The sequence below is a fragment of the Kitasatospora sp. Ki12 genome (assembly GCF_054601375.1).
Window position 1 is genome coordinate 1,411,503 of sequence record NZ_BAAIHT010000002.1, and the last position, 14,898, is coordinate 1,426,400.

10 protein-coding genes and 1 pseudogene are annotated in these 14,898 nt (G+C 75.9%); 1 reads left to right on the forward strand and 10 read right to left on the reverse strand.

The features are described 5' to 3' along the window. Positions 1-432: 432 nt before the first annotated feature. From ACYP53_RS23905 to ctaD, 7 genes and pseudogenes are all read right to left on the reverse strand, one after another. Positions 433-2,673, reverse strand: coding sequence for a hypothetical protein (locus tag ACYP53_RS23905; RefSeq protein ID WP_189920349.1), 2,241 nt, complete (start codon positions 2,671-2,673; stop codon positions 433-435). After that, on the reverse strand, positions 2,670-3,365 hold the full coding sequence (locus tag ACYP53_RS23910; protein ID WP_189920347.1) for an ABC transporter ATP-binding protein: 696 nt from the start codon (positions 3,363-3,365) through the stop codon (positions 2,670-2,672). Before ACYP53_RS23910 ends, ACYP53_RS23905 begins: the two co-directional genes overlap by 4 nt. Before the next feature lie 161 nt (positions 3,366-3,526). After that, positions 3,527-3,901 (reverse strand): hypothetical protein, encoded by a 375-nt coding sequence (locus ACYP53_RS23915; RefSeq protein ID WP_189920345.1) that lies wholly within the window; start codon positions 3,899-3,901, stop codon positions 3,527-3,529. A gap of 160 nt (positions 3,902-4,061) precedes the next feature. Further along, positions 4,062-4,469, reverse strand: coding sequence for a PNPOx family protein (locus ACYP53_RS23920; protein WP_189920343.1), 408 nt, complete (start codon positions 4,467-4,469; stop codon positions 4,062-4,064). A 100-nt stretch (positions 4,470-4,569) separates the two neighbouring features. Next, on the reverse strand, positions 4,570-5,286 hold the full coding sequence (locus ACYP53_RS23925) for a response regulator (protein WP_189920341.1): 717 nt from the start codon (positions 5,284-5,286) through the stop codon (positions 4,570-4,572). A gap of 117 nt (positions 5,287-5,403) precedes the next feature. Next, entirely contained in the window at positions 5,404-5,937 is a 534-nt protein-coding gene (locus ACYP53_RS23930; RefSeq protein WP_459648884.1) for a hypothetical protein, read from the reverse strand. Between the two features lie 311 nt (positions 5,938-6,248). Further along, positions 6,249-7,910, reverse strand: a pseudogene (ctaD, locus tag ACYP53_RS23935) (aa3-type cytochrome oxidase subunit I); the annotation flags it as partial. Positions 7,911-8,500: 590 nt separating this feature from the next. Between ctaD and ACYP53_RS23940 the strand changes: the two are divergent. Continuing rightward, a complete protein-coding gene (locus ACYP53_RS23940; protein ID WP_459648885.1) occupies positions 8,501-10,393 on the forward strand; it encodes an AfsR/SARP family transcriptional regulator in 1,893 nt (630 codons plus the stop codon). Positions 10,394-10,397: 4 nt separating this feature from the next. Here the strand turns inward: ACYP53_RS23940 and lanKC are convergent, their stop codons facing one another. The 3 genes from lanKC to ACYP53_RS23955 all read right to left on the reverse strand — a co-directional run bounded on the left by lanKC (position 10,398) and on the right by ACYP53_RS23955 (position 14,611). Beyond that, entirely contained in the window at positions 10,398-12,995 is a 2,598-nt protein-coding gene (gene lanKC / locus ACYP53_RS23945) for a class III lanthionine synthetase LanKC (RefSeq protein ID WP_459648886.1), read from the reverse strand. A 37-nt stretch (positions 12,996-13,032) separates the two neighbouring features. Beyond that, on the reverse strand, positions 13,033-14,253 hold the full coding sequence (locus tag ACYP53_RS23950) for an MFS transporter (RefSeq protein WP_459648887.1): 1,221 nt from the start codon (positions 14,251-14,253) through the stop codon (positions 13,033-13,035). Between the two features lie 175 nt (positions 14,254-14,428). After that, entirely contained in the window at positions 14,429-14,611 is a 183-nt protein-coding gene (locus ACYP53_RS23955) for a hypothetical protein (RefSeq protein ID WP_189920331.1), read from the reverse strand. Positions 14,612-14,898: the final 287 nt, after the last annotated feature.

Consider the following 14,898-nt stretch of genomic DNA (forward strand, 5'->3'; position numbering starts at 1 on the left):
TCGCCGTCGACGCGGCACCGGACACGCCCTGGGGCACGGCCGGCTCCTCGACCCGGCGGACGCCCCGACCCCCCGCCCGGGCCCGGATCCCGGCCCGGTCGCCGTACCGGCTCTCCGCGCTCCCGAAACGGCGGTCACACGTCCATCGCCCCGTCGATCTGGCATTCCCGACGGCCCGCCGACGAGCCGTGGCGGCGGCCGCGGGGTGCCGCACGGCGGTGTCCTGGCGGTCCGGCGACATCCTCCGACCCGACGCCCGGACTCGCCCTCCCGAGCCCGCCGGTCGCCGGTCACCCAAGGCAGGCCCCAGGGCGTGTCTTGTGGGTCTTGTCGGATCAGGCCGCGGCGTCAGGGTGCGTGCAACGCACGCCGGAGGCTGGGCGAGTGCGTGCCTTGGCGTCGCGGACCCGGCGAAGACCCGCACGACAGGCCTCAGTCCCCCGCCGGTGTCCAGCGGCCGGCGAGGCGGGTGGCGGCGGTGCCGGCGGTGGCGGTGAGGGTGGCGGTGAGCAGGAGGGCCGCAGCGAGGAGGGCGCCGTAGTCGGTGAGGGAGCGGGCTGGGGTGGCGAGCATGTCGGGGGTCTGGAGGCGGGGCAGGGCCAGCACCGTGTCCAGGGCGGTCGCGAGGACGACGGCGGTCAGGACGGGCAGGCCGAGCAGGTGGCGGGCGGCGGACCTGACCAGTCGGCCGTCGCCGCCGAGGGGCGCGAGCGGTGCGACCGCGGCGGCGAAGCGGAGGGCCTGCGCCAGGGCGCCGAACCCGATCGCGAGCAGCAGCACCAGGGCGCCGGCCCCGCCGAGGAAGGTCACCCAGCGGGCCTGGTGGGCGTTGGCGGCGGACTGGCCGCGCTCACCGGGGACGTCGACGTTGGCCGTCGCGCCGAGGTGGCGGTACACGGCGGCCTTCACCGCCGGGACGTCGAGCCGGCCGCCGTCGGCGACGACGACCAGCCCGTACGAACCGTCGTCCCGCAGACCGGTGAGTGCCCCGGTGCGGACGGCGACGCCGGTGGGCCCGGCGCTCCCGCCGTCGTCCAGGACGGCCTCGCGCAGCCGCCGGTCGAGGCCTCCGGCCGGAACGGTGACGCTCGTGTTCTCCGTGGGGCAGGGCAGGGCGAGCGCGGTGAGCTCCGCGCAGGGCGCCTGGACGAGGGGGAGCCCGGCCGGGCCGGAGCCGACGGACACGGTGTGCACGCCGGGCGGGAGCGCGGCGAGGAAGCGCTGGTCCGGTCGGGCCGCTGCCGAGGCCTGGACGATCGCCGCCGCGCCCTGTCCGGCCGCGGCGACCCGGGCAGGCCCACCGGAGGTCATGGTGGTGTAGTCGGTGAGCAGTCGGGCCTGGCCGAGCAGGCCGGCGCAGAGCACCAGGGCGCTGGTCAGCCCGGCCACCAGGCCGGGGTGGGCGGCCGCCGTGCGGGCCGCGATCAGGGCCGGGCCGCGGCTGCGGCGGGCGGCGGCCGCGGCGAGCGGGCCGACGGTCCGGGAGACGGCCCAGGAGACGGCTGCGGGGAGGGTGACGAGCAGTCCGGTGGTGGCCACGATGAACACCTGGGCGCTGGAGCGGCCGCCGCCGAAGAGCGGGCCGGCGAACCAGGCCAGCAGCAGGAACCCGCCGCACATCCCGAGGACCGGCGTCCGGAGCCGCCCGGCCACACCGGAACCGGGCCCGGCCGCCCGGGAACCGGCACCAGCACCGGCACCGGCGGACCGGGTCGGGCGTCCGGCTCCGGTGGCGCTCCGCGGCCGGACCAGGAGCAGGACGGCGCCGATCAGCGCGAGGGCGAGCACCGTGGCCGCACCGAGCCAGGGCCAGGCCCGCCGGAGGTCCCCGGCGTCCAACCGGTAGTCGATCCACGGGAGTTCGACGTCGAGGACCAGGAACGGCAGGAGCAGTGCGGCACCCGTCACCACCCCGGCCGCCACCGGCCGGACGGCCGCCGCGAGCACGGCCCTCGCCCGGTCGCGGCGGCGCGCGCCCAGGACGGTCAGCAGGGCGAGCCGGCGGTCCTGCGGGACGGCGCCCGTCCGCGCGGCGACCACGGCCAGCACCAGGGCGGGCAGGGCCAGCAGGACGGCCAGCGCGGCCAGCAGTTCGCCGGCCGGTCGGACGATCCTGATGTCGCCGAACGCCGCCTTGGAGCCGCCGCCGTAGCCGGTGATGCCGACCCAGCGCTTGGTGGTCGAGGCCAGCTCGGCGGTCGGCCGGACGTAGGCGAGCCGCTCCCCCGGCGAGGCCAGGCCCTGCGGACCGACGGTTCCGGCGACACTGCCGTAGCGGTGGGCGAAGTCCTCCTCGGGCGGCCCGTCGCGCAGGGCCGGGGAGAGCAGCACCTCGCCCGGGGCCGGCCAGTGGGCGACGCCGGGCGGCAGGGGCGCGTCGTCGGTCAGCGGGGAGATCAGGACGACGGCGAACTGGCGGCCCCGGTAGGAGTCCCAGTGGCTGGTCCAGAGGGCGGTGGGGTGGTCGCCCTCGGCCGCTATCGCCGGGTTCCGGGCGTCCGAGCGGCTCTCCCGGCCGGAGTAGGCGGCCGTGGTGGCCACGAACGCGCCGCCGGTCAGGACCAGCACCGCCGTGGCGCAGAGCAGGGCGACGAACCGGGTCCACGCGCCTTCCCCGGCCCAACCGGACGGCCGCCCGAACCGGCGGGCACCGCCCTCACCCTCACCGTTCACCGGGCACCACCGATCAGGGCGGGCTCCTCGACCAGCTTCCCCGCGCGCAGCAGCACGGTCCGGTCGGCGGCGGCCGCCACCGCGGAGTCGTGCGTGACGACGACCAGGGCGCACCCCCGGCTCCGGGGCAGGTCGAAGAGCAGTCGGGTGATCCGGTCGCGGGCCGGGCCGTCGAGGGAGCCGGTGGGCTCGTCGGCGAGCAGTACGGGCGGTGCGCCCATCAGGGCCCGGGCGATGGCCGTCCGCTGGCGTTCGCCGCCGGACAGCGCCGCCGTCGTCACGCCCGGGCGCACGGGCAGGCCGACCTCGGCCAGCAGCGCGCGGGCCTCGGCGAGGGCGTCCCGCCGGGACCGGCCGGCCAGCAGACCGGCCAGGGCCACGTTCTCCACCGGCTCCAACTCCGGGAGCAGCTCGCCGAACTGGAACACCATGCCGACCCGGTCCCGGCGGAAGGCCGCGAGGCGGGCGCCGCCCAGCCGCGGCACGTCCTGGCCCGCGACCCTGATCTCACCGGCGAAGGGCTTGTCCAGGCCGACCAGCAGGGCCAGCAGCGTGCTCTTGCCCGTACCGGACGGTCCCATCACCGCCACCGATTCACCGGCGGCGACGGACAGTTCGGCCTCGTCCAGGAGTCGGCGGTCGCCGATGCGGTAGCTGAGCCTGCGGATGACGACCGGCGGTTCGTCAGTCATGTGCGGTCCGGGCCTTTCCTGGTGGCTATGTGCACGATCTGTTGGATTCCGCCCTGTTCGGCGGGGGGGGTGGTTATGCAGGTTGTACGGGGACCCGGAGTCCGGCGGGGCGGGCGGCGCCACCCGCCCCGCCGGGACATCACCGGGGTACGGCCCGGGGATCAGTGGTCGTCGGACCACCAGTTGCTGCAGTCGTCACTGCCCGCGGGCAGCGAGACGCAGGTCTTCATGTCCCAGATGACGCCGCCCGCCCCGCTGTAGCTCTTCGTGCCCTCACCGTTCTTGTTCCACAGCGAGTAGAGCTCGGTGCTCGGGTAGTTGCGGTTGTACCGGGTGTAGACCGGGTTGCCGTCGGCCTTGGTGTCCATCACCGCGGCCATCCCGTTCGGGGCACCCTCGCCACTGCCGGTCCGCCACGAGTGCGAGCCCGAGGTGTAGCGGTCCATGTCGGCGTGGGCGACGCCCGCGCCACCGGCGACGACGGCGAGGCCGGCGGCCAGCAGGCCGATCCGGGAAGCGGTCTGACGGAAGTTCATGGCTCTTTCCTCCATTGACGGTTCGGTGCTTCCACAAGGGCGGTTCCACCGCGCCCTGCACACCTCCGACGGATGCCGACGATCGAATGTGACGGCACGGGAGGGAAATTCGGAAGTTCGGAGAAGAACCACGGGAGGCGACGCGCTCCATCACGCACGGCTACATCGGGCAGCTGCCGATGACCAGCGCCGGGCGGATGCGGATCCGGGCGGTGTCGGCCGGCCGTGCTCCGGCCGACCCGGGCGTGGCCGAGGACGGCGACGAACCAGCCGGAGCCGTCGCGGCCGTCCACCTCGTCGGCTCGAAGGCGATCACCGCGCCGTCGACGGCGCGAACCAGCCGGGAGTCGGCGGGCGCGCAGACCAGCACGCCGCCGGGCACCAGCCGGAAGGGCACGGGCAGGACCGCCGGGAGGGCGTCGACGGTGTGGACGACCCGTCCGACGGAGGCCCGGGCCGGCAGCTCCAGCGCCCGGTTCCGGTCGAGTTCACGGAGTTCGGGCAGGTCGGGCAGCTCGCGCAGGCCGTACGAGGGGTGCCGGGGGTGCGGGACGTGGTCGTGGTTCATGCCGCGACGCTCGCCCGGGCCGGGGGACGCTCACGAGGGCCGATGGTCCCGGCGGGGGCCCGCCGAGGGCCCCGGGCCGGGGACGCGAATCCGGGGCCGGTCAGCCCCGGAAGCCGCGCAGCGGGGAGGACGGCGCGGCGGACGTCTGACGCAGTTCGGTGGCGATCAGAGCCGCCTGGACCCGCCGCTCCACGCCGAGCTTGGCGAGCAGCCGCGAGACGTGGTTCTTGACGGTCTTCTCGGCGAGGTAGAGCCGCTCGCCGATCTGCCGGTTGGTCAGGCCCTCGCCGACCAGCGCGAGCACCTCCTGCTCGCGCGCGGTCAGCCCGGGTCCGGTGGTGACCGGCTGGGCGGGTTCGGCGTCGCTGCGCAGCCGGTTGAGCAGGCGGGTGGCCGCGCCGGGGTCGAGCATCGAGCGGCCGGAGGCGACGGTACGGACGGCGGCGACCAGGTCGGTGCCGCTGATCTGCTTCAGCACGTACCCGGCGGCGCCCGCCATCACGGCGTCCAGCAGCGCTTCCTCGTCGTCGAAGGAGGTGAGCATCAGACAGGCGAGGCCGGGCATCCGCGAGCGCAGCTCCCGGCAGACCGAGACGCCGTCCCCGTCGCCGAGGCGGACGTCCAGCACCGCGACGTCGGGCCGCAGCGCCGGCACCCGGACGAGGGCCTGCTCGGCGGTGGCCGCCTCGCCGACCACCTCCAGGTCAGGCTCGCCGTCCAGCAGGTCGTGCACGCCGCGGCGCACCACCTCGTGGTCGTCCAGCAGGAACACCCGGACCGGGGCCGGTGCCCCGGCCCCCTCCGTCTTGGTCGCCATCGCGCGGCCCCACCTTCGTCACCCCCGCACACTCCTGGCGGGGCCCACGGCATCATCGCCCACCGCACCGCCGGACCCCAGGGCCGAACGGCCCCATTCACGCTGTTGTCATCGCCCTCAGCGGCCCTGGCGTCGGACGCTCCCCAGTCCCAGCAGCAGGAAGACGAGCGCGACCACCGCGCCGCCGGTCCCCGCGAGGACCACCCGGGGGCCGACGCTCCCCCCGCCCGAGAGCAGGATCGCCACCGCGCCGAGCGAGGCGACGGCGGAGCCGACCACCAGCCAGCCCGCGAGGGCGACGGCGAGCGGCCGGCCGGTGCGCGGGATGGGCCCGGCGTCCAGTGCGGCCCACCGGGCCGCGGTGTCCCGCACCTCCCGCCGCCGGTCCCACAGCGCCCGCACCCGCAGCGCGGCGCCGCCGACCAGGCCGGCCAGCGCGATCTGCGCGGCGGGCCGCCAGTCCGGTACGACGAGCAGCAGTCCGCCCGCCAGTGCGAGCGCCGCCCACCACAGCACGCACGCCGCCGCGGCGGTGCGGGTGGAGCGGGGGCGGTCGGCACCGGCCTGGAGGTCGGCGATGGCGGGCAGGTACCAGACACAGCCGCCCGCGGTGAGGGCGGCGGTGCCGATGGCGAGCACGGTGTGGTTCACGACCCGGCCTTCCTGGTCACGTCGGGGCAATGGGGCGGATGGGGCGGTGGGACGGATGGGGCAAGGGGCGAGGGGGCCGTCCCCGCCCGCCCGGGGGCAGCGACGCGGGCGGGGACGGCGTTCGGGGGGCGGCCTCAGCCGTCCGAGGTCGGGGCCTCGGCGGAGGGCGCCGCGGGAATGGCGGACGGCACCCGAGCCCGGTCCGCCCGGCCCGCCCGGTCCGCCCGGTCCGCCCGGCTCAGCGGCCGGTCGTACTTGACCGGTTCCACGTCGCCCAGGTGGGTGGCGGGCTTGCCGCTGTGGTGCAGCACGTCCCGGGCCGCGATGTCCGGGTGGTGGAGGTCGAAGGCCGGGGATTCGGAGCGGATCCGGGGCAGCTTCACGAAGTTGTGCCGCGGCGGCGGGCAGGAGGTGGCCCACTCCAGCGAGCGGCCCCAGCCCCACGGGTCGTCCTCGGTGACCTTCTCGCCGTACTTGGCGGTCTTCCAGACGTTGTAGAGGAACGGCAGGATCGACAGGCCCAGCAGGAAGGAGCCGACGGTGGAGACGGTGTTCAGGGTGGTGAAGCCGTCCGAGGCCAGGTAGTCGGCGTAGCGGCGGGGCATGCCCTCGGCGCCGAGCCAGTGCTGCACCAGGAAGGTGGTGTGGAAGCCGACGGTCAGCGTCCAGAAGGTGATCTTGCCGAGCCGTTCGTCCAGCTTCTTCCCGGTCATCTTCGGCCACCAGAAGTGGAAGCCGGCGAACATCGCGTAGACCACGGTGCCGAACAGCGTGTAGTGGAAGTGGGCGACAACGAAGTACGAGTCGGAGACGTGGAAGTCGATCGGCGGCGCCGCGAGCAGCACGCCGGTGAGTCCGCCGAAGAGGAAGGTGACCAGGAAGCCGACCGTCCAGAGCATCGGGGTCTCGAAGCTCAGCGAGCCCTTCCACATGGTGCCGACCCAGTTGAAGAACTTCACCCCGGTCGGGACGGCGATCAGGAAGGTCATGAAGGAGAAGAACGGCAGCAGCACCTGCCCGGTGACGTACATGTGGTGCGCCCACACCGTCACCGACAGGCCGGCGATGGCCACGGTCGCGGCGATCAGGCCCGCGTAGCCGAACATCGGCTTGCGGCTGAACACCGGGATGACCTCCGAGACGATGCCGAAGAACGGCAGCGCCAGGATGTACACCTCGGGATGCCCGAAGAACCAGAACAGGTGCTGCCAGAGCATCGCCCCGCCGTTGGCCGGGTCGAAGACGTGCGAGCCGAACTTGCGGTCGCACTCCAGCGCCAGCAGGGCGGCGGCCAGCACCGGGAAGACCAGCAGGACGAGCACCGAGGTGAGCAGCACGTTCCAGCAGAAGATGGACATCCGGAACATGGTGAGCCCGGGGGCGCGCATGCAGATGACGGTGGTGATGAAGTTGACGGCGCCGAAGATGCTGCCGAAGCCGGAGAGCGTCACGCCCATGATCCACATGTCGGCGCCGACACCGGGCGAGTGGATCGCGTCGGAGAGCGGCGCGTAGAGGAACCAGCCGAAGTCGGCGGCGCCCTGCGGGGTCGTGAAGCCGGCGGCGGCGATCAGCGAGCCGAACATGAACAGCCAGAAGGACAGCATGTTCAGCCGCGGGAAGGCGACGTCCGGGGCACCGAGCTGCAGCGGCATGATCCAGTTGGCGAAGCCGGTGAACAGCGGCATCGCGAACAGCAGCAGCATCACCGAACCGTGCATGGTGAACGCCTGGTTGAACTGCTCGTTGGAGAGGATCTGGGTCCCCGGCCGGGCGAGTTCGGCGCGCATGACCAGGGCGAGGATGCCGCCGATCAGGAAGAACGCGAACGAGGACACCAGGTACATGGTGCCGATCGTCTTGTGGTCGGTGGTGGTCAGCAGCCCGACCAGGGCCGACCTGGGCCGCCTGGCCCGAACCGCCGTGGCCGGTACGGCCGTTGGCGGTCGCGTGGGGTCGCCCTGTGCCTGGATGGCGGTCAAGGACCCACTCCTTAGGAACGTCGTGCGAATGATGGCGATCCATGATCCGAACCGGCACGCCCCCCGCCCCAGGGCCCTTGGGCCCGCCCGCCCGGGGCCGCTGGGCCCGAGTTCCCGGGCCCCGACCGGGACCTCCCGCCCCGGGCCCCGCCCGGACCGTCCACGCGCGGCGGCCGCCCCGGGCCCGCTCGGGCCGCGCTCGCCCGGCTGCGGAGGCCCGGTCGAGAACCACCGGAACGCGCCCCTCCCGTCCGCCCCTGCGCCGGGGCTTCGCGCACCGCCCGCCCACCGTCCCGAGCCGCCCCGCCGCACCCCGCCCGACCTGCCGGAACCCCACCCGCACACCAGTACGCCTCACCCCGGGCACCCGGCCCCCGAAGGCCTGGGCCGTGAAGGCGGCGTGCCGGAACCCGTCCGATCGCGTGCCCTTCAGCCCCGATCGACGGTCAAGTAGCCTGCGCGCACCGACCAAGCGCCCTCGAACCGCTGCCGAACCACCCCCGAAGCGCCCCTCGAACCACCGCCCCGCACCCCGCACCCCTGGACGGTCACCGCCCCGCCCTCGCCCCGGAGGTACGCCGATGCCCCTGGCCCAGCCCGCAGCCGCCACCCGGTTGCGCTTCTCCGTCCTCGGCCCGCTGACCGGCGAGGCCGGCGCCCGCCCGCTGCCGCTCGGTCCGCTGAAGCAGCGGCTGGTGCTGGCCGTCCTGCTGAGCCGCGCCAACGCCGCCGTCCCGGTCGACCTGCTCACCGACGCGGTGTGGCCCGAGGAGCCGCCGCGCACCGCCCGCAAGAACCTCCAGGTGTACGTCTGCACCCTGCGCACCCTGCTCGGCCGCGAGGAGGGCCCCGACCGGCTGGTCCACTCGGCCGGCGGCTACCTGCTGCGGGTCGCCGAACCCGAGCTCGACCTGCTGCAGTTCCGCGCCCTGGCCCGGGCCGGCCGGGCGGCCGCCGACGGCGGTGCGCTCGCCCCGGCCGCCCGGCTGCTGCGCCAGGCCCTCGACCTCTGGCAGGGCCCGCCGCTCGCCGACCTGCGCTCCTCGCCCGCCGTCGACGCCGAGGCGCAGCGGCTGGAGGCCCGCTGCCTGGGGGTCCACGAGGACTGGGCGGAAACCGAGTTGGAGCTCGGCAACGCCGTCGCGGTCGCCGAGGAGCTGGCCGAGCTCGCCGAGCGCCACCCGCTGCGCGAGCGCCTCCAGGCCGCCCGGATGAACGCGCTCCACCTCTGCGGCCGGCAGGCCGAGGCGCTCGCCGTCTACGACACCCACCGTCAGCTGCTGGCCCGCGAGTTGGGCCTGGAACCGAGCGCCGCGCTGACCACCCGCTACCGCGAGCTGCTCGCCCGCGGCCGCACCGGGCCCGCCGCGGGCCGTCCGGACCGGACTGCCGCCCCGGACGGCGTCCTGCTACCCGCCGACACCGCCGACTTCACCGGACGGACGGCCGAACTACGGGACCTGGTAGACCAGTTGGGCGAGGGAAGTGGGCGGGTCGCGGTGCTCTCCGGCCCGGCCGGCAGCGGCAAGACCGCGCTCGCCGTGCACGCCGGCCATCTGCTCGCCGACCGCTTCCCGGACGGCCGGCTGCTCGTCCGGCTGCGCACCGAGGACGGCGTCCCGCGCCCGCTGCCCGAGGTGCTGGCCGAACTCGCCTCCCTCACCGGCCGATCGGGCACCGACCCGGCCGGTCCGGCCCCCGCCGACCCCGGCCGGGCCGCTGCCCTGTGGCGCGCCTCGCTGGCCGGGCGCCGGATGCTGCTGGTCCTGGACGACGCCCCGGGCGAGGCCGTGGTCCGCGAGCTGCTGCCGGGCCACGGCCCGAGCGCCGTCCTGGTCACCTCCCGCAGCCAACTCGCCGGCCTGGCCTCGGTGCACCGGATCACCGTCCCGCCGCTGGCCCCCACCGAGGCGGTGGAACTGCTCGGCCGGATCGTCGGCACCGGCCGGATCGGCACCGACCGCGCGGCCGCCGCCCGGATCGTGGACGCCTGCGGGCTGCTGCCGCTCGCCGTACGGGTCGCCGGCACCCGGCTGGCCGTGCTGCGCCACCTGCCGCCGGCCGAGTTCGCGGCCCGGCTGGAGGACCCGGCGGGCGCGCTGGACGAGCTGGTCGCCGGGGACGTCGCCGTGCGCGCCCGGCTCGACTCCGGCTGGCGGGACCTCACCGACCAGGGCCGGCTCGCGCTGGCCCGGCTCGCCGCGCTGCCGCTGTCGCTGCTCTTCACCCTCCCGGAGGCCGCCGCCGCCCTGGGCCGCCCCGAACGGCTGGCGCTGCGCACCCTGGAGTCGCTCACCGACACGGGGGCGGTCACCTCGCCCACCGGGGAGGTGACGGCGCACGCGGCCCTGTACGCGCTCCCCCGGCTGACCCATCTGCACGCCCGGGAGTGCGCGGCCACCGCCTCCCCCGGCCCGGCCCTTCTCCACCCGCGCCCCGTCGACGCAAGCTCCTCCCCAGCCGCCGCCCGCTGACGCCTCACCCCAGCGTCAGCAGGTCCAGCACGTCCCCCCGTTCCTCCTCCAGCCCCCACAGCCCCAGCAGCACGCCCGCCGCGCCGGTGTGCAGGTCCGCCGAGAAGCGCCGCAGCCGCATCCCCGGCACCAGCAGCCCCTCGGGCCGCGCCACCAGGTGCCACTGCAGCCGCGCGACCTGCTCGGCCACCTGCCCGGTCACCCACCCGTCCTGCTGTCCGTCGCCCGCCTCGCCCGCGCCCAGCCGGTCCAGCGCCAGCGTGAGCCCGACCCGTCCGCGGAACAGCCCCGGCTCCCGGATGAATCCGGGCGCGCACACCTTCCGGACGTCCGCCAGGAACTCCTCCCCGCCGGGCAGTCCGGCGCTCTCCAGGAACTCCCGCACCACCAGGGCGATCCCGCTGCTCCCCCGGTCCAGGTACGCCAGCCGCCGTCCGGCCTCCAGCACCTGCACCGAGCCGTCCGGCACCCGGACGCACTGCGCGACGGCCCGCTCCAGGGCCGTCCGGGCCGCGTCCAGCAGCCACCGCTCGCCGGTGCGGCGGTACAGCCGCAGCTGCAGCAGCGCGATGCCGGCCAGCCCGTAGAGCAGCCCGGCCGCCGCGGGCGCGTCCAGCCCGTCCACCGTCTCGCCGCGGACCACCGCCGCCAGTTCGCAGGCGTCGGCCAGCGCGTCCGCGGTCTCCCGCCGCCCGCCCAGTGCGTCGGCCAGCCGCAGCCGGGCGAGCGCGGCGCCCGCCCGGCCGCCGAACAGGCCGACCTGCCGGGCCGGCCGGGCCGCGCGCGCCGCGGCCAGCAGTTCCTCGGCCGCCTCCGGGCGCCCCAGCCGGGCGAGCACGACGGCGATGCCGAGCGGTCCGTCGTACAGTCCGCCCGTGCCCGGTCGGGCGCCGCGCCGGCGCAGGGCCGCGACCAGCCAGTCCGTGTACTCCTCGTACGCCTGCGGGTCGGCGCCCGACCGGTGCAGCGCGTACAGCACCCCGGCGGCGCCGTGCGCGACGCCGGTGCCACCGTCGGCGAAGCCGGCCACGTCGCCGGGGAAGAGCCGGTCCGGGCGGTCCGGGGTGGCGCCCGCGTGGATGCCGGCGACCAGTTCGTTCCGCGCCGGGGTCCACGAGGGCCCGGCCAGCAGTTCCCGGCCGCGCCGCTCGCTCGCCGACTCCGTGAGCGCCGTCCGGGCCTTGAGCGCCGTCCAGGCCGCCAGTGTCCCTGGGCGCACCGGCCCCTCCTCCGGCCCCAGTCCGAACCACTCCCGTGCCCGCCGCTCCAGCGCCGGGAGCTTCCCCGGGTCACGGTCGGCCAGTTCGAGCAGCGGCATCAGCAGCATCAACCAGCTCGCCCAGAGCTGGTACCGGTCCGCCTCGGCGCCGTCCAGCCCGGGCGGGACGGGCAGCCCGGCCGCGCCGGCCGTCGGCACCCGCCGGTCGGTGAGCTCCGCCGCGTACTCGAAGTCGACCAGCACCACCGAACCGTCCGGCCGGAGCACCACGTTGGCCGGGTGCAGGTCCCCGAACCGCACGCCCCGCTCATGCAGCGCGCCGAGCGCCTTCTCCAGCCCGGCGACCACCCCGTCGACCCACCGCGCGTACGCCGCGCGCTGCTCGGCCGTGCAGTCCTGGTGCACCAGCGGGTAGCGGCGGACCGCCTCGGCGAACAGCTGGACGCCCTCGATGTGCTCCTGCACCAGGAAGGTGTGCTCCCACACCGTCCGCACCTCGTGCAGCCGGGGTACGCAGTCCAGTCCGGCCAGCCGCTCCAGCGCCCACTGCTCCCGCCGCAGCCGGGTCAGGGCGTCCGCCCCGGCGGCGTCCAGCCCGGCGTACGGCCGCGCCTCGCGCAGCACCACCCGCCCGCCACTGTCCGGGCGCTCGGCCAGGTAGATCCCGCCGGCGGCGGAGAACTGCAGCACCTCCAGGATCCGGTACGGCAGTTCGCCGGTGGCGGCCGCCCGCGCGGCCAGGTGCGGGCGCAGCGCCTCCGGCGGCTCGACCCACCCTGGCAGCCGGAACACCGGCTCGCGCGAGTCCGGCACCAGCTCCCCGGTGGGGTCGCGCAGCGCGGGCACCGCCCGTCCGGTCCCGTCCTGGCACCACAGTTCGACGAAGGCGCCGTAGCGCGCGTACACGGGGGCGGTGCCGATCCGCAGATCGGTCAGCACGTACGGTCCGTGGCGCCCGTCCAGCTCCCGCGCCAACTCCTCGGCCAGCTCGATGAACTGTTCGTCGGAGCCCGGGTAGACGGTGATGAACTTGCCGCTGCCGCCGCGCCCGGTGAACTTGCCGTTGGCCACCCGCAGCGCCGCCGGGCTGCGGAGGAACTTGAACGCCACCCGGCGGCTCGTACAGATCCGCGCGACGACGGCCAGCGTCCCCGCGGCCTCCTCCTCCACCGCCGACACGTGCACCTTCCAGCCCTGCTCCGGCAGTCGGACCCCCTCGGGCCGCAGCGCCGTCCACAGCCCGCGCTGCTCGCGCCGCCAGCCGTCGGGCGGCGCGCCGAGGCCCAGCGGGTAGCGGCCCGCCCGGTCGCGCAGCCGTCCCGGGGTGTCGTAGTACGTCGGGTCGGCGAGGCAGTACAGCTGCGTCTCGTGGGCGCCGGCCATGGCGCCTCCCTTCCGGAGCGGGATCGGGTCGGACGGCTCAGACGGCGGGGACCGGCACCGGTCCGCGGCGCACCGGCGGCGCCCAGGTGACCACGGCGGCGCAGAGCGCGATGGCGAGCGCCAGCAGGCCGAAGGTCCGGGGGCCGCCGAGGGAGCCGAGCAGGGTGCCGCCCACCAGCGGGCCGAACGGCTGGATCAGGGTGGACAGGAAGCCGGCCGCGCTCTGCACCCGGCCGATCCGGTCCGGCGGCGCGGCGAGCAGCATCCCGGCGACGAAACCGATGCTGGCGACGGTGGACAGGCACATGCAGCCCGCGCAGAGCAGCCCGATCACCAGCGGCGCCCTGGTCACCGTCAGCACCCCGGCGGTCAGCGCGGACGCCCAGCAGGCGAGCGCCACCAGACTGCCGTCGCGCGCTCTGGCCCCCAGCCTCGGAGCGAGCAGCGCACCCGCCAGCGCACCGGCGGCCGTGCAGGAGACGACCGTGCCACCGCCCACCCCGGAGTGCCCGCCGTCGGAGGCGACGGCCAGGGTGGCGAACATCAGCGCGCTGAACGCGAAGTTCATCCCCAGGCCGAAGATCAGCAGCAGGGTCCGCAGATAGGGCTGCCGCCAGATGAAGGCCAGCCCGGCGGTCAGCTCCTGCTTGCTGAACGGCGATCCGCTCTTCTCCGCGGGTGTCGAGCGGGTCCGCATCAGGGCCACGCAGACCGTGGACAGCAGCAGTCCGACGCCTTCGGCGAGGAACGGCAGCACCGGGTGCCAGGCGAACATCGCCCCGCCGCCGAGCGGTCCGATCAGCCGGGCCGCGGCGCCGCGCGCCTGCATCCGGGCGGAGGCCTCCCGGGCCTGGTCGCGCGGCACCACCGTGCGCAACAGGGCACCTGCGGCGGGCCCGTAGACACTGGAGATCAGCGCCCCGGCGGCGGCGACCAGCAGGACCAGCGGCAGCGGCGCGTGCCCGCGCAGCACGGCGACGACCAGGGCGCAGACCGCGAGCAGGCTGGCGACGTCGCAGATCCGCATCAGCCGGCGCCGCTCGATCCGGTCGGCGAGCACGCCGCCGGGCAGCATGGTGAGCAGCAGCGCGCCGACCGAGACGGTGCCGATGGCGCCCGCCCGGGCGGCCGAGCCGGTCTCCCGCAGGACGAGCAGGGGCAGGGCGATCGAGGCGAGTTGGGAGCCGAGCGAGGCCAGCAGGCCGCCGATCCAGAGCAGCCGGAAGTCCCGGTTGCGGGCGAGCGGGGTGGAGTCCATGGCCGTCCTCCGGGTCTGGGTCCAGTGGTGGCATCGGGCCGGGGCGGCCCCGTGACGACGGGACCGCCCCGGGGGGCCTTGCGTGGCGAGCGGCCGGCGGCCGGGGGCGGTGGTGCGCCCGCCCCCGCGCACGGCCTGGCGCCCGGTGGGCGTCCGGCCTGGTGACCGGTGCCGGTCAGGCGGAGGTCTCGGCGCCGCCGACGTAGCTGATCAGGCTGAAGCAGTTGCCGTCCGAGGCCTCGGCGAGGACCTTCATCGACTGCAGGTCCAGGACGTTCGCGGCGTGCGCCTCGACCTCCGGGGTCTCCTCGCCGTTCTCGCCGAGGTTCTGGTCCATGTTCTCCATGTTCTCAGCCATGGTCGAACTCCCTTCCACAGGTGGGACGTCGCGGTGGCGACGGGCGGGCCGCCCGCCGTGCCGACCATGGTGGGAGGGGCCGGCTGCGCCGGGCTTCAGGGCCGGTTGGTCCGCGGTATGGCCGCAGGTCGCGGTGGCGACGGCACCGCCCACCGGGCCCGCCCGGGGCCCGCCGGGCGCCCGGGCACCCCGCCCCGGCTGCGGCCATACCGCCCGCAAGGCGCTCCCCAACCGGGCCCGAAGCCGCCCCCGCGACCCTGGCCCGGAAACCCGGACGCCCGGCCACC